This window comes from Mycobacterium sp. IDUB_21, assembly GCF_055419425.1.
Window position 1 is genome coordinate 167,980 of the sequence record NZ_JBVAXQ010000011.1, and the last position, 25,963, is coordinate 193,942.

Below are 25,963 nucleotides of genomic sequence, written 5' to 3' on the forward strand. Positions count from 1 at the left end.
GGGTTCTCGCGGACCTCCGCGAAGCATGGGCGGTCACAGCAGACCCGACCGCAGCACGTCGCCGGCCAGCCCGGCCACCACCGGCACGATGCCCAGGCACACGAAAGCCGGCAGGAAGCACAAGCCGAGCGGCCCGGCGATCAGCACCCCGGCTCGCTCCGCGGCAGCCGTCGCCACGTGTGCTGCCTCGGCACGGCATTGGGCGGCGAGCTCACCGAGTCCGGTCGCCAGTGCCGTGCCGGAGGACCCCGACCTCCGGGCCAGTCGGAGCACCGCGATGGTCGACGGGTCGAGCGCACCGGCCGTTCGGTCCGGCGGCACCGACCACGCGATGCCCGGATCGGCGCCCAGGGCCAACAGATCCGCACCGCGCCGCAGCGTCGCCGCCAGCCGCGGCGTCGCGGACCGGGCGGTGGCGGCGGCGGCACCGGAGACCGGCATTCCGGCGGTCAGGCAGAGCGCGAACACATCGAGGCCGGCGGCGAGCGACAGCGCGTCGGTGCCTGGCGCTGCCCGGTGGCGCATCGGACGAGCCGGCCGGCGCATCCCTGCCCGTGCCCGCACCGTCGACGGGGCGGCCAGCATGGCCGCCGCGAGCAACACCGCGGCGGCACTCACGCGGCGGCGCCCACGCGTCCGGTGATCCGGTCCGACCACAGCAAGCCGGTGCAGATCAGGCTCACCCCGACCACCGACAGCACCCCGCCCGCTCCGCTGAGCAGAAAGCTCATCGGGCGGGCCCCGATCAATTGCCCCAGCAGCACACCGAGCACCGGCAAGCAGCCCAGGATGGTCGCCGAGGCCCGCGCACCGGCCATCCCGGCATCGGTTTGCGCCGAGAACCGTTGTCGGGCGGTGATATCGCTCTGTGCGGCCTGCATCAGGGTGGCTACCGCCAGGCCGTGCTCGCCGCCGAGCTCCCAGTAGGCTGCGAGCCGTTCCCAGTGCGAGGGCAGCGTCGAGGACCTGGCCGCGTCCCGCAGGCCGGTGGCGACGTCGGCGCCCAGTCGGGCCCGGGCTACCACCCCGCGCAGACCCGCGGCCACCGAGCAGTGGTCGGTTTCAGCGGCCGCAACGGAGAAGGCGCGCACCGGATGTGCTCCAACCCGCAACTCACCGACGAGAACATCGAGCGCGGCTTCCAAGGCGCGTGACTCTGCCACTGCACGACGGCCGCGACGGCGGCGGCGGTGGCGCAACGCGGCGGTGCAGGCGAATACCGCCCCGGCCAGGCACGTGCTCACCGGAAGAGCGACCGCGGCCAGCACCGCGGCGCAGCCCGCCAGCGATCCGAGGACCCCCCACCGGCCGATCCCGTCACGGCGGTGGCCGATCGGCCAAAGCCGGCGGCGCGGGGAGACGCCGAGCAGAGCCGCCGCGGCCAGGGCGAGCGCCGCGACCGCCGGACCGGTCACGACTGCATCCGCTCGCCCAGCAGGGCGTGGAATTCGGTGGCGAGGTCACTCAGGCCCCGCTCGTGCTGCCACACCGGTGCGGCCTGCACCATTCCGGTGGCAGTCCGGCGCAGCAGCGAGATCTCGGTGAGCCGCCGCCTGCCGCTGCGATCGCGTCCGACGTGCAACAACACTTGGACGGCCGCGGCCAATTGGCTGTGCAGGCCGGCGCGGTCCAACCCGCCGAGTGCGGCCAGGGCTTCCAGCCGGGCCGGTACCTCGGCTGGGCTGTTGGCGTGCACGGTGCCCGCGCCGCCGTCGTGCCCGGTGTTCAACGCGGCCAGCAGGTCGACCACCTCGGCGCCCCTGACCTCGCCGATCACCAGCCGGTCCGGCCGCATCCGTAGCGCCTGCCGGACGAGGTCGCGCAGCCCGACCTCCCCGGCGCCCTCGACGTTGGCCGCGCGGGCCACCAGCCTGACCAGATGCGGGTGGCGGGGCTGCAACTCCGGGGCGTCCTCGACGCAGACCAGACGCTCGGCGGCAGGCACCGCACCCAGCATGGCCGCCAGCAGAGTGGTCTTTCCTGCGCCGGTGCCACCGGAGACCAGGAACGCCAGCCGGGCGTTGATGATGTCGGCCAGTAACGCAGCCGCGGGTGGCGGTATGGCGCCTGCGGCGGCCAATGCGGCGATGTCCTGAGTGGCCGGCCGCAACACCCGCAGCGACAAGCAGGTGCCGTCGGCGGCGACCGGCGGCAGTATCGCGTGCAGGCGCACGGTGAATTCGCCGGTGCCGATACCGCTGAGCCGGCCGTCGACCCATGGTTGGGCGTCGTCGAGCCGGCGCCCCGCCGCGACCGCCAGCCGTTGGGCAAGCCGGCGCACGGCGGCCTCGTCGGCGAACCGGATCTCGGTGCGGCGCAAGCCGGCCCCATCGTCGACCCACACCGCATCCGGGGCGGTGACCAGGACGTCGGTGGTGCCCGTCGCGCACAACAGTGGCTCCAGGATCCCGGCGCCGATCAGTTCGGTTTGCAGCACCCGCAGGTTGGACAACATCTCGGTGTCGCCGAGCACCCCGCCGGATTCGGCCCGGATCGCCGCGGCTACCGCATCCGGACGCAACTCCGCGGCGCCCCGGGCCTCCCAAGATTCAGCGGCCAGCCTTTCCCGGACCCGGTCTATCAACGAATCCCTCATGCCACTAAGGCCTTTCGTGCAGGCAACACGTCAAGGACCCGGGCAGCGGCCGTTGCCAGCGCGGATCGACGTTGCAGGCGCAGGCCCGCGTGTTCGAGCCGCTCGGCCAGCCGCGGCTCGGCACGCAGCGCCGCCAGCAACGGCAGGCCGATGATCTCGGCCACCTCGGCGGCGCGGAGTCCACCCGGGGCCGGCCCGCGCACCACCAGCCCGACGTTGGGATTGGCGGCGCGCAGCCGCGGTGCGATCGCCGCACCGGCCGCACACGAACGCACGTCGCATGGGCTGACAACCACCACCAGATCAGCAGCGCTGAGCGCGGTCTCGACCGGGTCGACCCACGTCCGGGGCAGATCACAGACCACGGTGATCCCGCCGCGGCGTCCGGCATCCACCACGGCGTCAACGGTTCCGGCTTCGACCTCATAAGCTTCAGAACCCCGCCGGGCACCGGAAAGGACGCTCACGCCGCGCTGGCGGGGCAGTGCTTCGCGCAACGCCGGCCAGGTCAGCCGCCCGCTCTGCGCGGTCAGGTCGCACCAGCGCAGACCGGCGGCGTTCTCGGTGCCGGCCAGCAGGTCGATGCCGCCGCCCCAAGCGTCCAGGTCGACCAGCAGCGCGTCACCGGCACTTTGGGCCAGGGCCGTCGCCAACAACGACGCGCCGGCACCGCCGCGGGCGCCGATCACCGCAATGGCCTCGCCGCGGCGGCCGCCATCGCGTACCGCGTCGGCGGCCTCGGCCAACTCGGCCACCAGCTCGTTCCCGTCGGCGGGCAGTGCCAGGACTCGCTGCGCCCCGATCGCGACGGCGGCCTGCCAGCTGGCTGCGGTGGGTTCAGCACCGGTGACCACGACGACGTGCGCGCGGCGCGGCAGCCCTGCCGATGAGCAACAGGCGACGGCAGCCTCGTCGAGCACCACCGCCGCGGCCGCCGCCCAGGCTTTGCGGTCCGGCGCCGACGCGGCTCCGAGATGGATGACCCGCACACCCACCGCAGCGCCCACCCGATCCAACTCGTCACGCAATCCGGGTTGGGCGACGAGGGCCAACAGGCCGGCGGCTGTGCTCACGCCCTCACCGTGGCGGCGCGGCCTTGGCCACACCAGTCAATACGCGACAGATGTGGATGGGATCCCCGACTGTGGATAACTAACCGTCCAGTAACGGCGCAATATCAAGTCGAATCGGATCATAATTCCGGTTTTGTAACACGTTCAGGAAGGTGCTGAGCCCGTTCCAGCGAATAATGACCGGATAAAAAAGACGACCCCCGCCAGGGGGGGAGGAGGCGGAGGTCGTCGTGTATCAACCCCGGGGGGTCGGGCCGATACACACTCAGCATAAGCCGAGTGATGCCACTATACACACGACAGGCAGGTCCGGCGCAAGTGTTGTCGCCAAATGCCGGCGTTTCACCTCCGCACGGCCGCTGAAGTGCTCTTTCCGGCATAGCGCCGGGCCAGCCGGGCCCCCACACCTATGCTGTAGCGGTGACCGCTTCCGACCCCGGCGCCCGGCAGTCGCAGTCGCTGCGATCGCCGAGGCAGGCGGGCAGTCGAACCCGCACCGCCGCGTTCCTGGACCTCGACCAGACCGTGATCGCCAAGTCCAGTGCGCTGGCCTTCAGCAAACCTTTCATGGATCAGGGACTGATCAACCGGCGCACGGTGCTCAAGTCGAGCTACGCCCAGTTCCTCATGCTGTTGTCCGGCGCCGACCACGATCAGATGGAGCGGATGCGGACGCATCTGACCAACATGTGCACCGGCTGGAACGTGGAACAGGTCAAGGCGATCGTCAACGAGACGATGCACGACGTCGTCACTCCGCTGGTGTTCGCCGAGGCGGCTCAGCTGATCGCCGATCACAAACTCTGCGGGCGCGACGTTGTGGTGGTGTCGGCCTCCGGAGAGGAGATCGTCGCGCCGATCGCCCGGGCACTGGGTGCCACGCACGCCATGGCGACCCGGATGGTCGTCGCCGACGGCAAGTACACCGGCGAGATCGCGTTCTACTGCTACGGGGAGGGCAAGGTGCAGGCCATCCGGGAGCTGGCCGCCCGGGAGGGCTACCCCCTGGAGCACTGTTACGCCTATTCGGATTCGATCACCGATCTGCCGATGCTCCAGGTGGTCGGCCACCCGTCGGCGGTGAATCCCGATCGCGCACTGCGCAAAGAGGCGATCGCCAACGGGTGGCCGGTGCTCACCTTCTCCCGGCCGGTGTCACTGCGCGACCGGATCCCCGCGCCATCCGGTGCGGCGGTGGCCACCAGCGCGGCGGTCGGCATCAGCGCGGTCGCTGCCGGAGCGTTGACCTACGCGCTGCTGCGCCGGCTGGTGTTCTGACTCAACCGCCCGCCTTCTCCCCAGCGCTCCGCGCTCTGCATCGTCGGCGAGCTAGCCCTTCCAGCAAACACCGGCGGTCACAATCCGATGACGTCGTACAGACTGTTCGCGATTGGGCCTTGCTGTGGCCTGCATCACGTAGTACAAAGGAAGCACGGAAGCCGGTAAGGCCAGGGTCGACCCGGAAGAGAAGGATCGACCTCCCGAACCGAACTTCCCAGTACGGACAGCGGTACCCACGCGGAGCCACAGCCGCGCAGATGGCAGAAGCGTTGCGGGCCTGCGTAATTGCGGAAAGTGAATGGTATCGACAGCCCTTTGGGTGGGGCTGCAGCCGAAGAACACCGCATGAGCGCCGAGGCCACCCACGCAACCCACGTTGGACGCTTGGTAACCGTGCACCGTACTAGCGGGCGGCGAGCCGAATTCTTCGGAGCGCCGCCCGCTTCGTTTCGCTCCGGCGCCGGCGAGATCAGCGCTTAGCGCCCGCCTCAGCAATCCCCAGCGCATCCAGCGCGCCGGCATGCAGCGCACCGCAACACAGCAGCAGCCACGCAGTCACACCCTCTGTCGAACCGTCGGCGAAATCCCGCGCAGCGCGCCGGTACTCGCCGGCCTTGCGCATCCAGGTCACCTCGGGAACCCCCAGGCCGTGCCGGTCCAGCCCGCTGGCGATCGTCACGAGTCGGGCCGCGCCACGGGCGACCACGCCATCGGCGCTCCCGAACGGCGCGAGCGTCAGCAGCTCGCCGTGCACCACCGCGGCGAACACCGGAGCCGGCGCCGTGGTGCCACCGGCGGCCAGGTCGGCCAGCATCTCCAGCCGGCGGCCGACCTGCGCGCCGCCAGCCGGCCGGCCGAGGTGGTCTTCGTCGACCAGATCGGCGGCGGCCAACACGTGCAGCCGGGCCAAGGCCTGCAACGGAGCCCGCCGCCACACCTCGACCAGCGAGGTCTCCCCGCCCTCCAGTGCCTGGGCCACCCGCAGCGCACCGGCGAAGACCGGATCGGCAGTCGCGTGCGCGTCGACCGTGGTGGGTCCCCCGTCGAGCACCGAGGACGCCCGGGCCGCCCGCAGCGACGCCTCGGCGGCACTGACCGGCCAGCCCCGCACGTTGGTCTTGTGGCGATGGGCCCGGGCCAACTCATCACGGGCCTTCTCGCTGGCCTCGGTGACACCGGGCAACTCGAGCAGCGGGGCCAGGGGGTCGGTGGTCACGGGCTGTGACACTACCGCCGGGTGGTTAGGCTGCTGACCGTGAGCCGGAACCCTGACACCTCCCCCGCCGATTCGCCGTCGTCGTACCCACCTTCCCCGGAGTTCGCCGCCCGCGCCAACACCGGCGCCGAGTCCTACCGCGCGGCCGAGCACGACCGGCTCGCGTTCTGGGCCGAGCAGGCCAACCGGCTGCACTGGGCGACGCCGTTCACCGAGGTGCTGGACTACTCGCGGGCGCCGTTCGCCCGCTGGTTCGCCGACGGCACGCTCAACGTCGCCTACAACTGCGTGGACCGCCACGTGGAGGCCGGCCACGGCGACCGGGTGGCGATCCACTGGGAAGGCGAGCCGGTCGGCGGTTCAGCGAGCCTCGACGAAGGAGAGGCGAAGCTGGGACCGGCGCATGAGCACCGCGGTTCAGCGAGCCTCGACGAAGGAGAGGCGAAGCTGGGACCGGCGCATGAGCACGGCGATGCGCGCACCATCACCTACGCCGAGTTGCTCACCGAGGTGAGCCGGGCGGCCAACGCACTGACCGGGCTCGGTTTGGTCGCCGGTGATCGGGTGGCGATCTATCTGCCGATGATCCCCGAGGCGATCGTCGCGATGCTGGCGTGCGCCCGGTTGGGTGTGTTGCACACCGTGGTGTTCGCCGGGTACTCCGCTCACGCGCTGCGTTCCCGCATCGACGACGCGCAGGCGAAGGTGGTGATCACCTCCGACGGGCAGTATCGGCGCGGTCAGGCCGTGGCGCTCAAGCCGGCGGTCGACGAGGCACTCGGCGCAGCCGATGGCCAAAGCACCGTGGAGCATGTGCTGGTGGTGCGCCGTACCGGTGGCGAGGTTGCCTGGGCGCCGGGCCGCGACCTGTGGTGGCACGAGGTGGTCGACACTTCCTCACCGCAGCACGCGCCGGAGGCGTTCGAAGCCGAACAGCCGCTGTTCTTGCTGTACACGTCGGGGACGACGGGCAAGCCGAAGGGCATCGTGCACACCACCGGTGGCTACCTGACCCAGGCCGCCTACACGCACAACTGCGTTTTCGATCTGAAGGCCGACACCGACGTCTTCTGGTGTACCGCGGACATCGGCTGGGTCACCGGCCACACCTACGCGGTGTACGGTCCGCTGGCCAACGGCGCCACCGAGGTGATCTATGAGGGCACCCCGGACTTCCCGGACCAGCATCGGCATTTCCAGATCATCGAAAAATACGGCGTCACAATCTATTACACCGCACCGACGCTGATCCGCACGTTCAAGAAGTGGGGTCGCGAAATCCCCGACGCCCACGACCTGTCCAGTCTGCGGCTGCTGGGTTCAGTCGGTGAGCCGATCAACCCGGAGGCCTGGCGCTGGTACCGGCGGGTGATCGGCACGGACGCGGTGCCGGTGGTCGACACCTGGTGGCAGACCGAGACCGGAGCGACGATGATCTGCCCGCTGCCCGGGGTGGCCGCGGCCAAGCCGGGTGCGGCGATGACCCCGCTGCCCGGGATTTCGGCGCGGATCGTGGACGACCACGGCGATCTGGTATCCCCCAATGATGCTGCCGGAGAACCTGTGTCGGGATATCTCGTGATCGATCAGCCGTGGCCGGCGATGGCCCGCGGGATCTGGGGTGACGAGCAGCGCTTCATCGACACCTACTGGTCGCGGTTCGCCGAGCAGGGCTGGTATTTCGCCGGTGACGGCGCCCGCTACGACGCCGACGGTGACATCTGGGTGCTCGGCCGTATCGACGACGTGATGAACGTATCCGGACATCGCATCTCCACCGCCGAGGTGGAGTCCGCGCTGGTCGGTCACGCCGGCGTGGCCGAGGCCGCGGTGGTCGGGGCGCTCGACGAGCAGACCGGCCAACGGATCTGCGCGTTCGTGGTGCTCGCGTCGTCGCACAGCGAGGTCGGTGGCGCGATCGTCGACGAACTGCGTGAGCGTGTCACGGTGGAGATCTCGCCGATCGCGCGTCCCCGCAACGTCCACGTGGTCCCGGAACTGCCCAAGACCCGCAGCGGCAAGATCATGCGCCGGCTGCTGCGCGACATCGCCGACGGACGCCCGCTCGGTGACACCTCGACTCTGGTAGACCCCGGCGTGTTCGACGCGATTCGGGCGGCCGACTGAGCCGATGCGGCGACCGCCGCGCCGGCTCCCTCGCGCCTGCGGTCCGCTAGGGGACCGGGACGAAACCCGCGCCCGGCCGGTCGTTTTCGGTGACGTCACCCAGCACGGCGTTGATCGACACCACCACCGCAGGCGTGTGCAGGGGGATGTACTTGACCACGCAGGTGGGAAGCGCCTCGCTGAACGCCCCGTGAATCATGCCGACCAGCATGTTGTCCACCACGACGGGGCCGCCGGAATCGCCCGGGCGACCGCACACCTGCATCACGATGGTTCCCGGGTCCTGACCCGGCCCCCAGGTGACGCCGCAGGAGTTGCCGGTGGTTCGGCCCTGTTTGCAGGCGATCTGGCCGAAGGACGGGTCCGGTCCGATGCCGCTGATGATGAAGCCGCCGAAGTTGGACACCGGCGTCACCTTGTTCGGGTCGAATTCGATCACCGCGTAGTCCAGGTTGTCATTGCCGGCCACCATTTGGCCGATCGTGCCGCTGGATTCCGACCCCTCGGCAGCGACCTGGGCGCCCGGGCCGCCGCAGTGCGCGGAGGTGAAGCCGATCAGTGCACCGGTGTTGTCATGGCCGATCGTGGTCAGCGTGCACATCGTGTCGCCGTCGACGACGACTCCGGCGCCGCCCCCCATCACCACCTTGTTGTCGGCGGTGACCGGTCCGGCCGGTGCGGCAAGCGTGCCGAGGATGGTCAGGCCGGCGCAAGCCATCCACGTCAGCAGCGTCGCCATGGCGCGCAGCGACCAGCGGTGTGCGAAGTGCACAGCGGTTCTCCCGTCGATCAGCTCCACCCCCGGGTGGCTAGAAAACAGCTTAGCGGCGGAGCCGGGCGCAGCGGGCCGCCGCCGCTGCTTTACCGGGGGCGCTCGTCGGGTCCGCTGCCGCATGGCAACATTAAGCCGCGACGACAGCGAACGGGAGGACAGCCAGTGAGCAAGACCGATCGCAGGAACACGAGACGCTCCGCGGCGAAGACGGACCGCAACGGGGTGCCCAACACCCTGGCGACCATCCCGCTGGCAGACCCGCACGCATTGCCCGCCGACCCTTCGCTGGGCGAGCTGGTCAAGGACGCGACGGCGCAGATGTCGACGCTGGTACGCGCAGAGGTCGAGCTCGCCCGCGCCGAGATCACCCGTGACGTCAAGAAGGGCCTGACCGGCAGCGTGTTCTTCATCGCGGCCCTGGTCGTGCTGTTCTATTCCACTTTCTTTTTCTTCTTCTTCCTCGCCGAGGTGCTCAACATGTGGCTCCAGGACTGGGCCGCCTATCTGATCGTGTTCGGGATCATGCTGACGGTCACGGCGGCCTTGGCACTGTTGGGCTTCCTGCGGGTTCGGCGCATCCGGGGACCCCGCCAAACCATCGAATCGGTGCGGGAGACCCGCGATGCGCTGCGCCCTGATCCGGATCGCCTGCATTCGTCGGGTCCCCACGCGCTGCGCGCGCACGACGGCAAATCAACCACCGACCCCTCGGGCTGGTAGTGCCGCCACCGGATCCGTCGATCACCCGCATCGACGGGCCGTGGCGACATCAGGACGTCCACGCCAACGGCATCCGCTTCCATGTCGTCGAGGCGACACCGGCCGGCAACGATGCGGCCGATGGGCCGCCGACGGCGCGGCCGCTGGTGATACTGCTGCACGGATTCGGCTCTTTCTGGTGGACCTGGCGTCACCAGTTGCGCGGGCTCGCCGGTGTCCGGGTCGTCGCGGTCGACCTGCGCGGTTACGGCGGCAGTGACAAACCACCCCGCGGCTACGACGGCTGGACCCTGGCCGGCGACACCGCCGGGCTCATCCGTGCCCTGGGGCACTCTTCGGCGATCCTGGTCGGCCATGCCGATGGCGGCCTGGTGTGCTGGGCGACCGCGCTCCTGCACCCGCGGCTGGTGCAAGCCATCGCCGTGGTCAGCTCGCCGCATCCAGCGGCGCTGCGCAACTCGGCACTGACTCGTTCCGATCAGGGCCGCGCATTGCTGCCGTGGTTGCTGCGCTACCAGGTACCGTTCTGGCCCGAACACACTCTGACCCGCCGTGGGGGCGCCGAGATCGAACACTTGGTGCGCAGCAGAGCCGGTGCGAATTGGCAAGCGGGCGCGGATTTTTCCGAAACAGTCGGTTACCTTCGTACCGCGATCCAGATTCCGTCGGCGGCGCATTCCGCGCTGGAGTACCAACGCTGGGCGGTGCGCAGCCAACTCCGCTCCGAGGGCCGGCGGTTCATGAAGGCGCTGGATCTTCGGACGCTTGACATCCCGCTGCTGCACCTACGCGGCGAGGACGACCCCTATGTACTCGCGGATCCGGTCGAGAAGACCCGGCGGTACGCACCGCATGGTCAGTACGTGTCCGTAACGGGCGTAGGACATTTCGCCCACGAGGAGGCGCCCGAGGAAGTCAACGCCCACCTGGCGCGGTTTCTGACCGCCGAAGCCCCGGCTTAGCCGTCCTCGGGGCAGCGCTCACTCACCACCGACGCAGGTCTGGGTCGAGACCGGTTGAGTGTCGCCGATCCGGGCGAGCTGGTTCGCCACTTCCTCGGCAGTCATCACGAACCCGGTGTCGGCGTCGTCGACCGCCGCGCCGAACACCACACCGAGCACCCGGCCATCCATATCGATCATCGGGCCGCCGGAATTACCTTGCTGCACAGTGCCTCTGATCGTGTATACCCGGCGGGTGACGGTTGCTGTGCGGTAGATGTCGGGTCCCTCGAGGTTGATCGTGTCGCGGACCCGGGCGGGGGTCGCCTCGAAAACCCCACCGCCGGGGTAGCCCAGCACCAGCGCGTCGGTGTCGGCCTCAGCCGGCGAGGGAGCGAACGTCAACGGCGGCAAGGGCAGATCCGGCACGGCCAGGATCGAGATGTCTTCCTTGGGGTCGAACGAGATCACCGTCGCCTCGTAGGACTTGGTGCCGCTCTCCACGGTGACGCTGTCCGAGCCGGCCACCACGTGCGCGTTCGTCATCACCCGATTGGGTGAGATCACAAAACCGGTGCCCTCCAACACTTTCTGGCAGTTGGGCGCAACGCCGCGGATCCGCAGCACACTCGGCGCGGTGGCCTCGACCACCGGGCTGGCGGCCAGTCCCGGGTCCGGCGCGTCGACGGCGGCGATCGGGGTGCGGCTGAACGGTTCCAGTACGCCCGGCAGCCCGGAGTCGTCGAGCACCGCCGACAATCGTCGCGGCACGTTCTTGAGCCAGCGCGGGGCGAGGTCGTCGACCTGACGCAAGACTCGAGAGTCGTTGACCGCGGTGGCCAGGTTGGGCTGATCGGATGCGGTCAGCGGGGTGGCCAGCAGCCAGGCCGCGATCAGCACCACCACCAACTGCAGCACCACGCCGATGATGGAGTCCACCCCGCGGACTCCGGGACTGCGGATCGCTCCGCGTACCGCCCGGCCCAGCACCACGCCGGCCACCTCACCGATGACGACCATGGCCAGGATCAGAAACAGCGCGGCGAACAGCTTCAACCGGGCACCGGCGACGTGCTCGATCAGGTGCGGGGCCAGCAGCACACCGGCCATCGCGCCGAGCGCCACGCCGACGAAGGACAGCAGGGAGCCCAGCGCGCCGGAGCGCCAGCCGGAGACTGCGGCAACGAAGGCGATCGCCAGCACGGCGATATCCAGCCACTGCGACGACGTCATATCCCAGTCATCCCCGTTCCACCAGGTTCTCCTCCAACCAAGGCCATGGCCTCGTCCAGCCCGCGCACCTCGGTGGCGTCCCAGGGCTGCGCCCAGCCAGCCACGTCCAACATCGCCGAGATCACCTGGGCGGTGAACCCCCAGACCAGCATCTCGTTGAGCCGAAACGCCGGCATGGCCCAACGCCGACTGCGCGCATCACGGTAAACCATCAACCGGTTCTCGGGGTTGATGAATGCCCGGACCGGAACACGTGCCACGACAGCGGTCTCGGCCGGATCCACCACACCCACGGGGCCGGGATCTTCGGAGTAGGCCAACACCGGCACGACTTGGAATCCCGAGGGGGCGATGAAAACCTTCTCCAACACCACCAGCGGGTTCACCCGGCCCGGATCGATTCCGGTCTCCTCGTTGGCCTCCCGCAGCGCGGTGGCCACCGGTCCGGAATCGCCGGGATCGACTGCCCCGCCCGGGAATGCGGCCTGACCGGCGTGGTGGCGCAGCGTCGAGGCCCGCACCGTCACCAGCAGGTCGGCCGATTCCGGTATGCCGTCCGGCGAATCCGACGGCGGCCCGGAGAACAGCACCAGCACCGCTGCGTCGCGCCCGTGCCCGGTGACGTGGGCCTTGGCGTTGGCCGCAGCGACCATCGCGCGGACGTCGGCGGGCAGCCGGTGCAGATAGGCCTTGGGCAGCTTCTCGACGTTGTCGACCAGCGGGTGCAGCCAAGAAGGGGCCCCAGGCGCTGACCCGGACCGGGAAACGCCAGCGCTCACCGTGTCTCCCTCTGTGCTGGATCCCGATCGCCCACGTCAGCGCCCACTGCCCTCGACGGCGGCGGCGATCTCCTCGGCGGTGGCGAAGGACTGCGGCAGGATGCGGGCAACGCTACCGTCCACGGCCAACACCACGGTCGCGGGCATCACGTTGGGGACCCGCAAAGCCGCCGCCACCTGACGCCGGCCGTCCTGCAGCGTCGGAAGCCGCACGCCCAGCTCGGCCAGCAGCGCCAAACCCGCGGCCTGGTTGTCGTCTTGATGCACGGTCACCACCGTCACGCCCGGCCCGGCCCGGCGCTGGTATTCGGCGAACGCCGGCAACTCCTCGCGGCACGGGCGGCACCAGTAGGCCCACAGGTTCAGCACCACCCGGCGGCCGGCGAACATTCCGGCCACGTCGACGGGCGCACCGTCGGCCGCGCATTCGACGGTGACGTCGCGCAGGGCCGTGGGTCCCGCCCCGTCCGGCGCGACTCGGCACGGCGGCAGACCGGCACGCTCACGCAGGTCAGTCAGGTCTTGCACCGTTGCGGGTGCGGTCGCACCGGATCGATGGGGGCCCTGCTGCACCGGCTCACGGCGCAGTTCGATCACCAGTCCGGCGACCAGCACGGCCGCCACCGCAAGCACCGCGAGGGTCCACCCGGTCGACCTGCTCATCGGACTCATCCGTGCGAGGCCGCTACATGCCGGCCAGGGCCAGCAGGTGCTCGGTCTCGGGGCCTTTGACCAGCGCGGCGGCCTCCATCGGATCGGTGGGCCCGAGTCCGAACGAGGGGCAGTCCTTGGCCAGCAGGCATACGCCGCAGGCCGGTTTGCGGGAGTGACAGACGCGGCGGCCGTGGAAGATCACCCGGTGACTGAGCAGCGTCCATTCCTTGCGTTCGATCAGTTCACCGACCGCGTGCTCGACCTTGACCGGGTCCTCCTCGCTGGTCCAGCCCCACCGTCGCACCAGGCGCCCGAAATGGGTGTCGACGGTGATGCCCGGCACCCCGAAGGCGTTGCCCAGGATCACGTTGGCGGTCTTGCGGCCCACCCCGGGCAGGCGCACCAATTCGTCCATGGTGGCCGGTAGTTCACCGTCGTACCGCTCGACGAGCGCCTGCCCCAGGTTGATCAACGACGTCGTCTTGTTGCGGTAGAAGCCGGTGGGCCGGATGAGCTCCTCCAACTCGGTGCGGTCGGCCTGGGCGTAGTCCAGCGCGGCCGGGTAGCGGGCGAACAGTGCCGGCGTCGTGAGGTTCACCCGCACGTCGGTGCATTGGGCCGACAACACCGTCGCGACGGCCAGCTCCAGCGGCGTGGTGAAGTCCAACTCGCAGTGGGCGTCCGGAAATGCCTGCGCCAGAGTTCGATTCATTCGCCGGGCGCGCCGCACCAGCCCGGTCCGGGTCTCCGTCCGCGCGGCGCGGGAGGCTGGGGAGGTCTTGTCCACTGTCACCTCCGACAGGGTACTAATTCGTGACCGCGATGAGACCTTGCCCGGGTTTACTGTCACTTTGTGTCCTGGCTGCTGATCACCGCCATACCGACGTTGCTGATGCTGGCAGCGGTCGGGCTGGAGCGCATTGAGACCGGGTTGAGCGAGGTCGAGACGACGAATCCGCAGTTTCCCCAGACTCGGCACGCCAATCGTGTGTAGCGTTGGCACGTCGCTTGGCGCCTAGCCGTAGACTCAGATGGCTAGCCGGGTAGAGGCTGGTGCTTACGCGTCTCAAACCTTCATCATGAGCATCTAAGGGGCAACGTGGACGAGATCCTGGCGAGGGCCGGAATCTTCCAGGGAGTTGAGCCCAGCGCCGTCGCCGCGCTGACCAAGCAGCTTCAGCCAGTGGACTTTCCGCGCGGACACACCGTGTTCGCCGAAGGCGAGCCCGGTGATCGGCTGTACATCATCGTCACCGGGAAGGTGAAGATCGGCCGACGGTCGCCGGACGGTCGGGAGAACCTGCTGACCATCATGGGCCCGTCGGACATGTTCGGTGAGTTGTCGATCTTCGACCCCGGCCCGCGGACCTCCAGCGCGACCACCATCACCGAGGTTCGGGCGGTCTCGATGGACCGCGACGCGCTGCGGTCGTGGATCTCCGACCGACCCGAGATCGCCGAGCAGCTGCTGCGGGTGCTGGCTCGCCGGCTGCGCCGCACCAACAACAACCTTGCCGACCTGATCTTCACCGACGTGCCCGGTCGGGTCGCCAAGCAGCTGTTGCAGCTGGCGCAGCGGTTCGGCACCCAGGAGGGCGGCGCCCTGCGGGTCACCCATGACCTGACCCAGGAAGAGATCGCCCAGCTGGTCGGGGCCTCCCGGGAGACGGTGAACAAGGCGCTGGCCGACTTCGCCCACCGCGGCTGGATCCGGCTGGAGGGCAAGAGTGTGCTGATTTCCGACTCCGAGCGGCTGGCAAGGCGCGCCCGCTAGGCCTGACTTACGCCGAAACCGACGTTTTGCAGGGTTCTACTCGCACTTTCGCTGCAAAATGTCGGTCTCGCCGCGAGCGTCAGCCCCGCAGGTAGTCCAGTTGGGCCTGCACCGACCATTCGGCGGCGCCCCACAGCTCCTCGTCGACGTCGGTGTAGACGTGTTCGACGACCTGACGCGCGGTGGCGTCGTCCCCGAGTGCGGCCAGGGCGGAGCGCACCTGCTCGAGCCGCTGCTCGCGGTGCGCCAGGTATCCGCTGGCCACCGCCTCGATGTCCGGCAGCTCCGGCCCGTGGCCGGGCAGCACCGTTCGCCCCTGCAGCCCGCGCAGGCGGCGCAGTGAGTCCAGGTAGTGCGCCAGGTCGCCGTCTTCGCTGTCGATGACGGTGGTGCCGCGGCCCAGCACGGTGTCGGCGGTCAGAACGGCGTCGTCCAGCACGAACGACAGCGAGTCCGCGGTATGCCCCGGGGTGGCGAACACCGTGATGCGCAGTCCGGCCGCGTCGATCACCTGGCCGTCGGTCAACCCGCCGCCGAGCCGCCGCTGAAATCCGCTGCCCGCCGAGTACACCGGCACCCCGACCGCGTCGGCCAGCTTGTCGATGCCATCGGTGTGGTCGAAGTGCCGGTGGCTGATCAGCACCAGCGCGATCTTGCCGACCTCGGCGAGCCGGGTGATGTGCTCGTCGTCATCCGGCCCGGGGTCGACGACCACCACTTCGTCGCTGCCCGGCCCCCGGAGCACCCAGGTGTTGGTGCCCTCCAACGTCATCAGGCCCGGGTTGTCGGCCAGCAGCACCGACGCGGTCTCGGTGACCGGTCGCAACCGGCCGTAGGCGGGGTGACTGAGGGGCACGGCGGGGCTACCCCACCGCTCCTATTTCGCAGATCAACTCGACTTCTACCGGCGCATCCAGCGGCAGCTCGGAGACCCCGACGGCCGAGCGGGCATGCGCGCCGGCCTCGCCGAACACCTCGCCGAGCAGCTCGGAAGCACCGTTGACCACGGCCGGCTGGCCGTTGAAATTCGGGCCGGACGCGACGAACCCGACCACCTTGACCACCCGGGTCACCGCGTCGAGTCCGACCAGGGCGTCCACGGCGGCCAGCGCGTTGAGCGCGCAGATCCGGGCCAGCGCGTGCCCGTCCTCCGGGCTGACGTCAGTGCCCACCTTGCCGCTGCGGGCCAGTTTTCCGCCGGCCATCGGCAGCTGCCCCGAGGTGTAGACCAGGTTGCCGGTCCGCACCGCCGGAACGTACGCCGCCAGCGGTGCCGCCGTCTCGGGCAACTCGATCCCGAGTTCGGTCAACCGGGCCCGCCAGCTCATTTCGGGCGCTTCAGGAAGGCGATGAGCTGCTCACCTGACGGCCCGGGGAGCACCGAGACCAACTCCCAGCCGTCCTCGCCCCATTGATCGAGAATCTGCTTGGTGGCGTGCGTGATCAACGGGACGTTGGCGTACTCCCACACTGTGCGTTCGCTCATGGGGGCGAGCTTATCGCTAGCCCGTGCAAGCGCTTGGTTAGCATGCAGTGGTGACAGCCACACCGGAGAAGGACGGCGCGCACGCGCCGGCGGGCACGGGACCTATGGGCTGGCCTTCGCGTTTGTCGAAGGCCCGGCTGCATTTCGTGACCGGTAAGGGCGGTACCGGCAAGTCGACCGTGGCGGCCGCGTTGGCGTTGTCCCTGGCCGCCGGCGGGCGTCGGGTACTTCTGGTGGAAGTCGAAGAGCGCCAAGGGATCGCGCAACTCTTCGACGTGCCACCGCTGCCCATCGACCCGCTCAAGGTCGCGACCGCCGAAGACGGCGGGCAGGTCGACGCGCTGGCGATGGACATCGAAGCCGCGTTCCTGGAATACCTCGACTTGTTCTACAACCTGGGCATCGCCGGGCGGGCCATGCGGCGCGTCGGGGCCGTCGAGTTCGCCACCACCATCGCTCCGGGCCTGCGCGATGTCATCCTCACCGGCAAGATCAAGTACCACGTGATCCAGACCGACAAGAACAAGAAGCCGGTCTATGACGCGATCGTGGTCGACGCTCCGCCCACCGGCCGGATCGCCCGGTTCCTCGACGTCACCAAGGCGGTATCTTCGCTGGCCAAGGGCGGACCGGTGCATTCGCAGGCCGACGGCGTGGTGAAGCTGCTGCACTCCGATCAAACCGCTATCCACCTGGTGACCCTGCTGGAGTCGTTGCCGATGCAGGAGACCCTGGAAGCCATCGACGAACTGCGGGAGCTGGATTTGCCGATCGGCAGTGTGATCGTCAACCGCGACATCCCCGCGCACCTGGCCGCCGACGACCTGGCCAAGGCCGCCGAGGGTGTCGTCGACGCCGACGCGGTCCGCGCCGGCCTGACCGCGGCCGGGATCACGCTGACCGACGACGACTTCGCCGGCCTGCTGACCGAAACCATCCAGCACGCCACCCGCATCAGCGCCCGCACCGAAACCGCCGAGCAGTTGGAGCAACTGGACGTGCCACGCCTACATCTGCCGACGATCACCGACGGAGTCGATCTCGGCAGCCTCTATGAGCTCTCCGAGATTCTCGCCCGACAGGGGGTTCGATGACACCCGATCCGACCGGCAAGCCGCTGGCACTGGACATGGCCGCCATCCTGGCCGACACCGCCAACAGGGTGGTGGTGTGCTGTGGCGCCGGTGGCGTCGGCAAGACCACCACCGCGGCCGCGGTTGCGGTACGAGCCGCCGAATACGGCCGCACCGTGGTGGTGCTGACCATCGACCCGGCCCGGCGGCTGGCACAGGCGCTGGGCATCGACGATCTCGGCAATACCCCGCAGCGGGTGCCGCTGGGCCCGGAGGTGTCCGGCGAACTGCACGCGATGATGCTCGACATGCGCCGCACCTTCGATGAGATGGTGACGCAGTACTCCGGTCCGGAGCGCGCCGATGCGATCCTGAGCAACCAGTTCTACCAAACGGTCGCCACCTCGCTGTCCGGCACGCAGGAGTACATGGCGATGGAGAAACTCGGCCAGCTTCTCGCCGAGGACCGCTGGGATCTGGTCGTGGTCGACACCCCGCCGTCGCGCAACGCCCTGGACTTCCTGGACGCACCGAAGCGGCTGGGCAGCTTCATGGACAGCCGGCTGTGGAAGCTGCTGCTGGGCCCCGGGCGCGGTATCGGCAAGCTGGTCGCCGGCGCCGTCGGCTTGGCGATGAAAGCCCTGTCCACCGTGCTCGGCTCTCAGATGCTTTCCGACGCAGCTAATTTCGTACAATCACTGGACGCCACCTTCGGCGGGTTCCGGGAGAAGGCCGACCGGACCTACGAGCTGCTAAAGCGCCGTGGCACCCAGTTCGTGGTGGTGTCGGCGGCAGAGCCCGACGCGTTGCGGGAAGCGTCCTTCTTCGTCGACCGGCTATCCCAGGAGCACATGCCGCTGGCCGGACTGATCCTCAACCGGACGCATCCGATGCTGTGCGATCTGCCCATGGAGCGGGCGATCGACGCTATCGAAACGCTGCAGGAGACCCCGGCCGGCGAGTCGGTGTCCGACGGCGCGAAGGCGCTCACCACTGCGGCGTTACGGATTCACGCCGAACGCGCTGCCACCGCCAAGCGTGAGATCCGGCTGCTGTCGCGTTTCACCCGGGCGAACCCGCGCGTTCCCATCGTGGGGGTTCCGTCGCTGCCGTTCGACGTCTCCGACCTGGAGGCGCTCGGCGCGATCGCCGACCAGCTGACGGCGAAGTAGACGCGAAGAAGACTCAGCCGGGTTTCAGCCGGCGTCGCGCTGCTTGCGCTGGGACGCGAAGTACTCGCCCCAGGAGGTCACCTCGGGGTGTTGTTTGAGCAGTGCCCGTCGTTGCCGCTCGGTCATGCCGCCCCACACGCCGAACTCCACCCGGTTGTCCAGGGCGTCGGCCAGGCATTCGAGAACCACCGGGCAGTGCCGGCAGATCACTGCTGCCTTGCGCTGGGCGGCACCGCGTACGAAGAGTTCATCAGGGTCGGCGCCCCGGCACAGTGCCTTGGAGACCCAGGCGATCCTGCCCTCGTCCTGCACACCTGGCAATACGGTTCGGGGTATCGGTGTCGTTAGTGTGCTGGTCTTTTGAACCGCTGACCGTGTAAGAGACACTGACGATCCTCCGTCCCGGCCGCCCCAGCAGCCACCTATTCAACATCAACGTCGACCACCATTGCGATCTACGCCACATCGTGTCATCAGTGTTACCTGAATCGCACTCGATGTCCAAGTTAGGTGGTCAGGTGGCGTCTGCGCAACTGGTAGATCCCCCCTTTTTTGGGACAACCGTGCCGTCCGATCATGATCTGCGCGGTTCCGGACCGCTCCGGACACTCCGGACCCCGCGTTTTCTCGACGCCGGCAACAATTCCCCCGATCCGGCGGTTCAGCGAGGCTCGACGGAGGAGAGGCGAAGCTGGGACCGCCGAATGAACCCGCGGTTCAGCGAGGCTCGACGGAGGAGAGGCGAAGCTGGGACCGCCGAATGAACCCGCGATTGCCCCGGCTTCGGGGTCTTGGGCGAGCGTCACCCGGTACCGGCGTTAGTGTGTTAGCCATGTCGGAGCGTCCCCCGACCGGCCCAACCGTGTTCAAACTGGCCGGGTGTTGTTTGCTCGCCGCCGTGCTGCTTGCTGCGCTGCTGTTCCCGGTCGCCGGTGGTATCGGCCTGATGTCCAATCGCGCTTCCGACGTGGTGGCCAACGGCTCGACCCAGTTGGTCAGCGGCGAGGTGCCGGCGGTGACGACGATGGTCGATGCCAAGGGCGGCACGATCGCCTGGTTGTACTCGCAACGCCGCTTCGAGGTTCCCAGCGACAAGATCTCCGACACGATGAAGCTGGCGATCGTCTCCATCGAGGACAAGCGGTTCGCCGAGCACAGCGGCGTCGACTGGAAGGGCACGCTGACCGGGTTGGCCGGCTATGCCTCCGGTGACCTCGACACCCGCGGCGGGTCCACCCTTGAGCAGCAGTACATCAAGAACTACCAGTTGCTGGTGTTGGCCCAGACCGACGCCGAGAAGCGCGCCGCGATCGAGACCACCCCGGCTCGCAAGCTTCGCGAGATCCGGATGGCGCTCACTCTGGACCGCACCTTCACCAAGCCGCAGATCCTGACCCGCTACCTGAACCTGGTGTCGTTCGGCAACAACTCGTTCGGCATCCAGGATGCGGCCCAGACGTACTTCGGCGTCGACGCATTGGTCCTGAACTGGCAGCAGTCGGCGCTCTTGGCCGGGATGGTCCAGTCGACCAGCGCGCTGAACCCCTACACCAATCCCGAGGGTGCGCTGGCACGGCGCAATCTGGTGCTGGACACCATGATCGAGAACCTGCCCGGCGAGGCTGACGCTCTGCGAGCGGCCAAGGAGGAGCCACTGGGGATTCTGCCGCAGCCCAACGAGTTGCCGCGCGGCTGCATCGCAGCCGGTGACCGGGCCTTCTTCTGCGATTACGTGCAGGAGTACCTGTCCCGGGCCGGCATCAGCAAGGAGCAGGTCGCCCGAGGCGGCTACGTCATCCGCACGACGCTGGATCCCGACGTGCAGGGCCCGGTCAAGCAGGCGATCGACAGTTTCGCCAACCCTAATGTGCAGGGCGTCGCCAGCGTGATGAGCGTGATCAAGCCGGGTTCCGACGCGCACCCGGTCTTGGCGATGGCCAGCAACCGCACCTACGGGTTGAACGGTGAGATCGGCGAAACCATGCGGCCGCAACCGTTCTCACTGGTCGGTGACGGCGCCGGATCGATCTTCAAGACGTTCACGGTGGCCGCCGCGCTGGAGATGGGCATGGGCATCAGCGCCGAGCTCGACGTGCCGGGCCGGTTCCAGACCAAGGGCATGGGCAGCGGCGGCGCCAAGGGCTGCCCCAAGGAGACCTGGTGCGTGGTGAACGTCGCGCCCTACCGGTCGCCGATGAACGTCTCCACCGCGCTGGCCACCTCGCCCAACACCGCGTTCGCCAAACTCATCTCACAGGTCGGGGTGGGTCGCTCCGTCGACATGGCGATCAAGCTGGGGCTGCGCTCTTACGCCGACCCGGGTACCGCCCGCGACTACGACCCGGACAGCAACGAGAGCCTGGCCGACTTCGTCAAACGACAGAACCTGGGGTCGTTCACCCTGGGTCCGATCGAGGTCAACGCACTGGAGCTGTCCAACGTCGCGGCCACCTTGGCCTCCGGCGGCATCTGGTGCCCGCCGAACCCGATCGACAAGGTCTTCGACCGCGACGGCAACGAGGTGGCCGTCACCACCGAGACCTGTGACCGGGTGGTCCCCGAAGGTCTGGCGAACACCCTGGCCAACGCCTTGAACAAGGACTCGCTGGGCGGTGGCACCGCGGCCGGGGCAGCCGGTTCGGTGGGCTGGGACCTGCCGATGTCGGGCAAGACCGGCACCACCGAGGCGCACCGGTCGTCGGGCTTTCTGGGTTTCACCAACCGCTACGCGGCGGCGAACTACATCTTCGACGACTCCAGCTCGCCGTCGGACCTGTGCTCTTTCCCCCTGCGGCACTGCGGAGACGGCGACCTCTACGGCGGCAACGAGCCGGCCCGGACCTGGTTCGCCGCGATGAAGCCGATCGCCACCAACTTCGGCGACGTCATCATGCCGCCGACCGACCCGCGCTACGTCGACGGCGGACCCAACTCGCGGGTGCCCAGCGTTGTGGGCTTGGAGGTCGACTCCGCGCGCCAGCGACTCAAGGAGGTCGGGTTCCAGGTCGCCGAGCAACCGAACTGGGTGAACAGCAGCGCTCGCTCCGGATCGGTCGTCGGTACCTCGCCGAGCGGGCAGACCATTCCCGGGTCGATCGTCACCATCGAAGTCAGCAACGGCATTCCGCCGCCACCCCCGCCGCCACCGGAGGGCCTGCCGCCACCGGTGGGCTCGACCGTGGTGGAGATTCCCGGACTGCCGCCGATCACCATTCCGCTGCTGCCGCCCCCTGCGCCGCCGCCGTAACCGCGGTAACTCGGTCCGGGCGCAGTAGTCTGAAACCCATGGCTGCCTCACCCGCCCTGACCCGGTCCCTCGTCGCCGCATCGGCTGCGCTCGGGCCGGCGGCCCTCGCCATCGGCTATGGAGCGATCATCGAACGCAACGCCTTCGTGCTGCGCGAGGCGACGATGCCGGTGCTGGCGCCGGGCTCGTCACCGCTGCGGGTGCTGCACATCAGCGACATCCACATGCGGCCCGGCCAGCGCCGCAAACAGGCTTGGCTGCGCGATCTGGTCCGCCTGGAGCCGGACCTGGTGGTCAACACCGGCGACAACCTGGCCCACCCCAAGGCGGTGCCGGCGGTGGTGCAGGCTCTCGGTGATCTGCTGTCGGTGCCGGGTGTGTTCGTCTTCGGCAGCAACGACTACTTCGGGCCGCGGCTGAAGAACCCGGCGAAGTACCTGACCAAGCCGACGCATCGCATCTACGGCACCCCGCTGCCGTGGCAGGACCTGCGGGCGGCGTTCACCGAGCGGGGCTGGCTGGACCTGACCCACAACCGTCGCGAGTTCGACGTGGCCGGCCATCGGATCGCCGCGGCCGGCGTCGACGACCCGCATATCGAACGGGACCGCTACGACACCATCGCCGGGCCGGCCGACCTGACCACCGACCTGCGGCTGGGGCTCACCCACTCGCCGGAGCCGCGGGTGCTGGACCGCTTCGCCGGCGACGGCTACCAGCTGGTGATGGCAGGCCACACCCATGGCGGCCAGCTGTGCCTGCCGTTCTACGGCGCGCTGGTGACCAACTGCGGCCTGGACCGCTCGCGGGCCAAGGGGCAGTCACAGTGGGGCGCCCACATGCGCCTGCACGTCTCGGCCGGGATCGGCACCTCGCCGTTTGCGCCGGTGCGCTTCGCCTGCCGCCCGGAGGCCACCCTGCTGACCCTGGTCGCAGCGCCGACCGGCGGCGATGACTCGCGGCACACCCGCGACTCCACGCAGCCGTCCGTGTCGGCCCGTTGACTCAAAGGTCGGCGCTTGTTACCACCCATGGTCGCCCGCGCCGTTGGGCCGACAACGCGATCCGGCTGATCGAGGCAGATTCGCGGCGCAGCGCCGACACCCACCTGCTGCGCTACCCGCTGCCGTCGGCGTGGGCCGCCGACGTGGACGTGGCGCTGTATCTCAAAGACGAGACCACCCACATCACCGGCAGCCTCAAACACCGGCTGGCCCGCTCACTGTTCCTCTACGGACTGTGCAACGGCTGGATCGGCGAGGGCACCACGGTGGTGGAGGCGTCCTCGGGGTCGACGGCGGTCTCCGAGGCCTACTTCGCGGCCATGCTGGGCCTGCCGTTCGTCGCGGTGATGCCGGCCTCGACCAGCGCGTCGAAGGTGGCGCTGATCGAGGCGCAGGGCGGGCGCTGCCATTTCGTCGCGCATTCGGCCGACGTCTACGCCGAAGCGGAACGGATTGCCGCCGAGACCGGCGGGCACTACCTGGATCAATTCACCAACGCCGAGCGGGCCACCGACTGGCGCGGCAACAACAACATCGCCGAGTCGATCTTCTCCCAGCTGCGCGACGAAGCCCACCCGATCCCGGAGTGGATCGTGGTCGGGGCCGGCACCGGTGGCACCAGCGCCACGATCGGCCGCTACATCCGGTACCGCCGGTATGCCACGCGGCTGTGCGTCGTCGACCCGGAGCATTCCGCCTTCTACCCGGCCTACGAGCAGTGCCGCTATGACCTGGTGATCGAGGAGTCGTCGCGTATCGAGGGCATCGGGCGACCGCGGGTGGAGCCGTCGTTCCTACCCGATGTGGTGGATCGGATGGTGTCGGTGCCGGATGGGTCCTCGGTGGCCGCGGCACGGCATGTCAGTGCGGTCCTGGGACGACGGGTGGGCCCCTCCACGGGAACCAATGTCTGGGGTGCGTTCGGGTTGTTGTCCGAGATGGTCGCCGAGGGGCGCAGCGGATCGGTGGTGACTCTGCTGGCCGACAGCGGTGACCGCTACGCCGACACCTACTTCAGCGACGACTGGCTGGCGCAGCAGGGGCTGGACCCGACAGGTGCGGCAGCGGTGCTGGCCGACTTCGAGCGGTCCTGTCGGTTCGCGTTCGCGTGAGCTCGCTCTTCGGCGGGGTCGGGGTTGGTGGCCACCAGCCACAGCGCTGCCAGAGCGAAGAAACCGGCATACATCGCGCCGCCCAACAGCGTCATGATCTGGCTCCCTTGCACTTACGTTATTAGCCAGTCTGCCTAATTCCGGCCACATTTGCAGCTCCCCACGCCCGAATGTGGGGCGTTTCATGCTCGGGCGGACCTGGTGACCTGCGCCGCCACAGTGGTTCAGGCAGCGCGTTTGGGTAGCTGCCGGGGCGGTGCGATACGCTGTCGTGGCTTCACACGGGGTGTGGCGCAGCTTGGTAGCGTGCTTCGTTCGGGACGAAGAGGTCGTGGGTTCGAATCCCGCCACCCCGACTCGTGTGACTGCAGGTAGAAGGCCCTGACCGGGAATTCCGGTCGGGGCCTTCTTACTTCCCAGTCCGCAGCTGGTCCGCAGTGGCTGCCAGAGACCGCATTCGCGCGGCATCTAGTGCAACTGAAACTTGCTCCAGGTCGTCGGGGAACAGGTCGGCATACGTATCCAGGGTCAAGACCGCAGAAGCGTGTCCCAGCATCGTCTGAACAGCCTTGACGTTGGCCCCGGCGCTGATCGACAAGGACGCTGCCGTATGACGAAGGTCGTGAGGCGTGACGGTGGGATACGCCGGGTCTGCTTCCTGAAGCCGTTGGACAGCCATGTTGAACACCCGCGGCCGCCACGTCGACACTCGCAACAATGCTCCGCCGGGTGACGTGAACACCAAATCGTCTCGTCGCTTGCCGATCATGATCGCGGCCAGCGGATCAGCAAGGAACGCAGGGAAGGGCACCGAGCGACGCTCGTGGGATTTGGGTGACGACCACACCACACGTCCCTTGACCTCGGCGACCGCCTCACGGATATTTACCCTCCGGCGGAGCATGTCGAAGGACTCCACCCGTAGCGCTGCCATCTCGCCCCAGCGCAGCCCGGTGTAGGCCAGGAATCGAACAACAACGGCGTACTCGCCGACCTCGCGGGCCAGAAGCTCCACCTGCTGGTGTGTCAGGTAGCCCCGCGCTCGGTGCTGTCGTCGCGGCGACTTCACTCCTGTGCACGGATTGCGGGGGATCCGTCGATCGTCGACGGCCATCTCCAAGATCTGCCTCAGGACGCTGAGCGCGTTCTCGATGGTGGCCGGTTTGGCTCCGCCCGCCGCCAATTGCTGCACCCACGCCCTGATATCCGACGATTGCACGTCGGCTACAGCGACCGCGGCCCACCGGCCTTCGACGTAGCCCGACCAGGCGAATGCGCGTGTCGCAACCGTCGTCTCCTTCAAATGACCCTGTGTGCCAAGCCATTTCCCATGCAGCTCACGGACGGTGATGCGCCCGGCTTTCGGCGCGACATAGGTGCCGATCGTCTGAGCGGCCGTGATCTCATTGAGAAAGGCCTGAGCGTCCACCTTGCGGTCGAACGAACGCGTGTTCTCCCCGCCTTGATCGTCGACGTAACGGGCCAACCAGCGGCGGCCCATACCGCTACGTGCGGTGGGGCTCCCGTCTGATCGACGCCACCGGTCCTCGACACCAGCCCGACGGTTTCGTCGCTGCAAGTCGACCACCTCCTCTACCGCCAGTTTCACACCGACCACCGACATGTCGACGGCACGTGAAAACTGACCCCGGTGCGGCAACTGAATTTTGACCCCCTGACCCGGTGTCCTGGCTCTAGTC

General features: G+C 68.7%; 26 protein-coding genes and 1 tRNA gene. 12 read left to right on the forward strand and 15 right to left on the reverse strand.

Annotated elements, in window-relative coordinates; all coding sequences use genetic code 11:
• Positions 1 to 33: 33 nt before the first annotated feature.
• The 4 genes from ACZYY4_RS17070 to ssd are packed head-to-tail and all read right to left on the reverse strand — an operon-like array spanning position 34 to position 3,669.
• Entirely contained in the window at positions 34 to 618 is a 585-nt protein-coding gene (locus tag ACZYY4_RS17070; protein ID WP_463811178.1) for a type II secretion system F family protein, read from the reverse strand.
• Positions 615 to 1,415 (reverse strand): type II secretion system F family protein, encoded by an 801-nt coding sequence (locus tag ACZYY4_RS17075; protein ID WP_463811179.1) that lies wholly within the window; start codon positions 1,413 to 1,415, stop codon positions 615 to 617. Before ACZYY4_RS17075 ends, ACZYY4_RS17070 begins: the two co-directional genes overlap by 4 nt.
• Positions 1,412 to 2,596, reverse strand: a complete 1,185-nt coding sequence (locus tag ACZYY4_RS17080; protein ID WP_463811180.1) for a TadA family conjugal transfer-associated ATPase — start codon at positions 2,594 to 2,596, stop codon at positions 1,412 to 1,414. Before ACZYY4_RS17080 ends, ACZYY4_RS17075 begins: the two co-directional genes overlap by 4 nt.
• Positions 2,593 to 3,669: a septum site-determining protein Ssd gene (gene ssd / locus ACZYY4_RS17085; protein WP_463811181.1), complete on the reverse strand. Its 1,077-nt coding sequence runs from the start codon at positions 3,667 to 3,669 to the stop codon at positions 2,593 to 2,595. Before ssd ends, ACZYY4_RS17080 begins: the two co-directional genes overlap by 4 nt.
• Before the next feature lie 420 nt (positions 3,670 to 4,089).
• Here ssd and ACZYY4_RS17090 point away from each other — a divergent pair, with 420 nt between their 5' ends.
• The gene (locus ACZYY4_RS17090) at positions 4,090 to 4,947 is read left to right on the forward strand and encodes an HAD-IB family hydrolase (protein ID WP_463811182.1); all 858 of its coding nucleotides are present in this window, start codon (positions 4,090 to 4,092) and stop codon (positions 4,945 to 4,947) included.
• 472 nt (positions 4,948 to 5,419) lie between these two features.
• Here ACZYY4_RS17090 and ACZYY4_RS17095 read toward each other — a convergent pair whose 3' ends face one another.
• Positions 5,420 to 6,166, reverse strand: coding sequence for a Fic family protein (locus ACZYY4_RS17095; RefSeq protein ID WP_463811183.1), 747 nt, complete (start codon positions 6,164 to 6,166; stop codon positions 5,420 to 5,422).
• A gap of 39 nt (positions 6,167 to 6,205) precedes the next feature.
• Here ACZYY4_RS17095 and acs point away from each other — a divergent pair, with 39 nt between their 5' ends.
• Positions 6,206 to 8,293, forward strand: a complete 2,088-nt coding sequence (gene acs / locus ACZYY4_RS17100) for an acetate--CoA ligase (RefSeq protein ID WP_463811184.1) — start codon at positions 6,206 to 6,208, stop codon at positions 8,291 to 8,293.
• A 46-nt stretch (positions 8,294 to 8,339) separates the two neighbouring features.
• Here the strand turns inward: acs and ACZYY4_RS17105 are convergent, their stop codons facing one another.
• Positions 8,340 to 9,065 (reverse strand): chymotrypsin family serine protease, encoded by a 726-nt coding sequence (locus ACZYY4_RS17105; RefSeq protein ID WP_463811185.1) that lies wholly within the window; start codon positions 9,063 to 9,065, stop codon positions 8,340 to 8,342.
• 165 nt (positions 9,066 to 9,230) lie between these two features.
• Between ACZYY4_RS17105 and ACZYY4_RS17110 the strand changes: the two genes are divergently transcribed.
• On the forward strand, positions 9,231 to 9,788 hold the full coding sequence (locus tag ACZYY4_RS17110) for a phage holin family protein (RefSeq protein WP_463811186.1): 558 nt from the start codon (positions 9,231 to 9,233) through the stop codon (positions 9,786 to 9,788).
• Positions 9,788 to 10,750: an alpha/beta fold hydrolase gene (locus tag ACZYY4_RS17115; protein ID WP_463811187.1), complete on the forward strand. Its 963-nt coding sequence runs from the start codon at positions 9,788 to 9,790 to the stop codon at positions 10,748 to 10,750. Before ACZYY4_RS17110 ends, ACZYY4_RS17115 begins: the two co-directional genes overlap by 1 nt.
• Before the next feature lie 18 nt (positions 10,751 to 10,768).
• Here ACZYY4_RS17115 and marP read toward each other — a convergent pair whose 3' ends face one another.
• The 4 genes from marP to nth are packed head-to-tail and all read right to left on the reverse strand — an operon-like array spanning position 10,769 to position 14,107.
• Positions 10,769 to 11,962, reverse strand: coding sequence for an acid resistance serine protease MarP (marP, locus tag ACZYY4_RS17120; protein ID WP_463811188.1), 1,194 nt, complete (start codon positions 11,960 to 11,962; stop codon positions 10,769 to 10,771).
• Complete coding sequence (locus ACZYY4_RS17125) at positions 11,959 to 12,741, reverse strand: NUDIX hydrolase (RefSeq protein ID WP_463811189.1); 783 nt, start codon at positions 12,739 to 12,741, stop codon at positions 11,959 to 11,961. Before ACZYY4_RS17125 ends, marP begins: the two co-directional genes overlap by 4 nt.
• A gap of 36 nt (positions 12,742 to 12,777) precedes the next feature.
• Positions 12,778 to 13,404 (reverse strand): TlpA family protein disulfide reductase, encoded by a 627-nt coding sequence (locus ACZYY4_RS17130; RefSeq protein WP_463811190.1) that lies wholly within the window; start codon positions 13,402 to 13,404, stop codon positions 12,778 to 12,780.
• Between the two features lie 22 nt (positions 13,405 to 13,426).
• A complete protein-coding gene (gene nth / locus ACZYY4_RS17135) occupies positions 13,427 to 14,107 on the reverse strand; it encodes an endonuclease III (RefSeq protein ID WP_463811208.1) in 681 nt (226 codons plus the stop codon).
• A 141-nt stretch (positions 14,108 to 14,248) separates the two neighbouring features.
• On the opposite strand from nth, the gene ACZYY4_RS17140 reads away from it, so the two are divergent.
• Positions 14,249 to 14,389 carry a hypothetical protein gene (locus ACZYY4_RS17140; protein WP_463811191.1) on the forward strand — a complete coding sequence of 47 codons (141 nt, stop codon included), beginning with the start codon at positions 14,249 to 14,251 and terminating at the stop codon, positions 14,387 to 14,389.
• 105 nt (positions 14,390 to 14,494) lie between these two features.
• Positions 14,495 to 15,169, forward strand: coding sequence for a cAMP-activated global transcriptional regulator CRP (gene crp, locus ACZYY4_RS17145; RefSeq protein ID WP_046294057.1), 675 nt, complete (start codon positions 14,495 to 14,497; stop codon positions 15,167 to 15,169).
• A 79-nt stretch (positions 15,170 to 15,248) separates the two neighbouring features.
• On the opposite strand, the gene ACZYY4_RS17150 is transcribed toward crp, so the two are convergent.
• The 3 genes from ACZYY4_RS17150 to ACZYY4_RS17160 are packed head-to-tail and all read right to left on the reverse strand — an operon-like array spanning position 15,249 to position 16,655.
• On the reverse strand, positions 15,249 to 16,025 hold the full coding sequence (locus tag ACZYY4_RS17150; RefSeq protein ID WP_463811192.1) for an MBL fold metallo-hydrolase: 777 nt from the start codon (positions 16,023 to 16,025) through the stop codon (positions 15,249 to 15,251).
• A 7-nt stretch (positions 16,026 to 16,032) separates the two neighbouring features.
• Entirely contained in the window at positions 16,033 to 16,497 is a 465-nt protein-coding gene (locus ACZYY4_RS17155; RefSeq protein ID WP_463811193.1) for a RidA family protein, read from the reverse strand.
• Entirely contained in the window at positions 16,494 to 16,655 is a 162-nt protein-coding gene (locus tag ACZYY4_RS17160; RefSeq protein ID WP_463811194.1) for a DUF4177 domain-containing protein, read from the reverse strand. Before ACZYY4_RS17160 ends, ACZYY4_RS17155 begins: the two co-directional genes overlap by 4 nt.
• A gap of 104 nt (positions 16,656 to 16,759) precedes the next feature.
• Between ACZYY4_RS17160 and bagA the strand changes: the two genes are divergently transcribed.
• The gene (bagA, locus tag ACZYY4_RS17165; protein WP_463811209.1) at positions 16,760 to 17,749 is read left to right on the forward strand and encodes an ATPase BagA; all 990 of its coding nucleotides are present in this window, start codon (positions 16,760 to 16,762) and stop codon (positions 17,747 to 17,749) included.
• Positions 17,746 to 18,900, forward strand: coding sequence for an ATPase BagB (bagB, locus tag ACZYY4_RS17170; protein WP_463811195.1), 1,155 nt, complete (start codon positions 17,746 to 17,748; stop codon positions 18,898 to 18,900). Before bagA ends, bagB begins: the two co-directional genes overlap by 4 nt.
• A gap of 24 nt (positions 18,901 to 18,924) precedes the next feature.
• Here the strand turns inward: bagB and ACZYY4_RS17175 are convergent, their stop codons facing one another.
• Positions 18,925 to 19,287, reverse strand: coding sequence for a WhiB family transcriptional regulator (locus ACZYY4_RS17175; RefSeq protein ID WP_463811196.1), 363 nt, complete (start codon positions 19,285 to 19,287; stop codon positions 18,925 to 18,927).
• 445 nt (positions 19,288 to 19,732) lie between these two features.
• Between ACZYY4_RS17175 and ponA2 the strand changes: the two genes are divergently transcribed.
• The 4 genes from ponA2 to ACZYY4_RS17195 all read left to right on the forward strand — a co-directional run bounded on the left by ponA2 (position 19,733) and on the right by ACZYY4_RS17195 (position 24,619).
• Entirely contained in the window at positions 19,733 to 22,147 is a 2,415-nt protein-coding gene (ponA2, locus tag ACZYY4_RS17180) for a transglycosylase/D,D-transpeptidase PonA2 (protein ID WP_463811197.1), read from the forward strand.
• A gap of 38 nt (positions 22,148 to 22,185) precedes the next feature.
• Positions 22,186 to 23,151 carry a metallophosphoesterase gene (locus ACZYY4_RS17185; protein WP_463811198.1) on the forward strand — a complete coding sequence of 322 codons (966 nt, stop codon included), beginning with the start codon at positions 22,186 to 22,188 and terminating at the stop codon, positions 23,149 to 23,151.
• Positions 23,148 to 24,263: an L-cysteine desulfhydrase Cds1 gene (cds1, locus tag ACZYY4_RS17190; RefSeq protein WP_463811199.1), complete on the forward strand. Its 1,116-nt coding sequence runs from the start codon at positions 23,148 to 23,150 to the stop codon at positions 24,261 to 24,263. Before ACZYY4_RS17185 ends, cds1 begins: the two co-directional genes overlap by 4 nt.
• A gap of 282 nt (positions 24,264 to 24,545) precedes the next feature.
• Positions 24,546 to 24,619 (forward strand) — tRNA-Pro (locus ACZYY4_RS17195).
• Between the two features lie 53 nt (positions 24,620 to 24,672).
• Here the strand turns inward: ACZYY4_RS17195 and ACZYY4_RS17200 are convergent.
• A complete protein-coding gene (locus tag ACZYY4_RS17200) occupies positions 24,673 to 25,764 on the reverse strand; it encodes a tyrosine-type recombinase/integrase (RefSeq protein ID WP_074243618.1) in 1,092 nt (363 codons plus the stop codon).
• Between the last annotated feature and the right edge of the window lie 199 nt (positions 25,765 to 25,963).

Coding starts and splice junctions, on each gene's coding strand:
- ACZYY4_RS17200 (WP_074243618.1), bottom strand. CDS start 25,764: ATGGGCCGCCGCTGGTTGGCCCGTTACGTCGACGATCAAGGCGGGGAG.
- ACZYY4_RS17155 (WP_463811193.1), bottom strand. CDS start 16,497: ATGAGCTGGCGGGCCCGGTTGACCGAACTCGGGATCGAGTTGCCCGAG.
- bagB (WP_463811195.1), top strand. CDS start 17,746: ATGACACCCGATCCGACCGGCAAGCCGCTGGCACTGGACATGGCCGCC.
- nth (WP_463811208.1), bottom strand. CDS start 14,107: ATGAATCGAACTCTGGCGCAGGCATTTCCGGACGCCCACTGCGAGTTG.
- bagA (WP_463811209.1), top strand. CDS start 16,760: ATGGGCTGGCCTTCGCGTTTGTCGAAGGCCCGGCTGCATTTCGTGACC.
- marP (WP_463811188.1), bottom strand. CDS start 11,962: ATGACGTCGTCGCAGTGGCTGGATATCGCCGTGCTGGCGATCGCCTTC.
- ACZYY4_RS17080 (WP_463811180.1), bottom strand. CDS start 2,596: ATGAGGGATTCGTTGATAGACCGGGTCCGGGAAAGGCTGGCCGCTGAA.
- ACZYY4_RS17130 (WP_463811190.1), bottom strand. CDS start 13,404: ATGAGCAGGTCGACCGGGTGGACCCTCGCGGTGCTTGCGGTGGCGGCC.
- ACZYY4_RS17160 (WP_463811194.1), bottom strand. CDS start 16,655: ATGAGCGAACGCACAGTGTGGGAGTACGCCAACGTCCCGTTGATCACG.
- ACZYY4_RS17185 (WP_463811198.1), top strand. CDS start 22,186: ATGGCTGCCTCACCCGCCCTGACCCGGTCCCTCGTCGCCGCATCGGCT.
- ponA2 (WP_463811197.1), top strand. CDS start 19,733: ATGTCGGAGCGTCCCCCGACCGGCCCAACCGTGTTCAAACTGGCCGGG.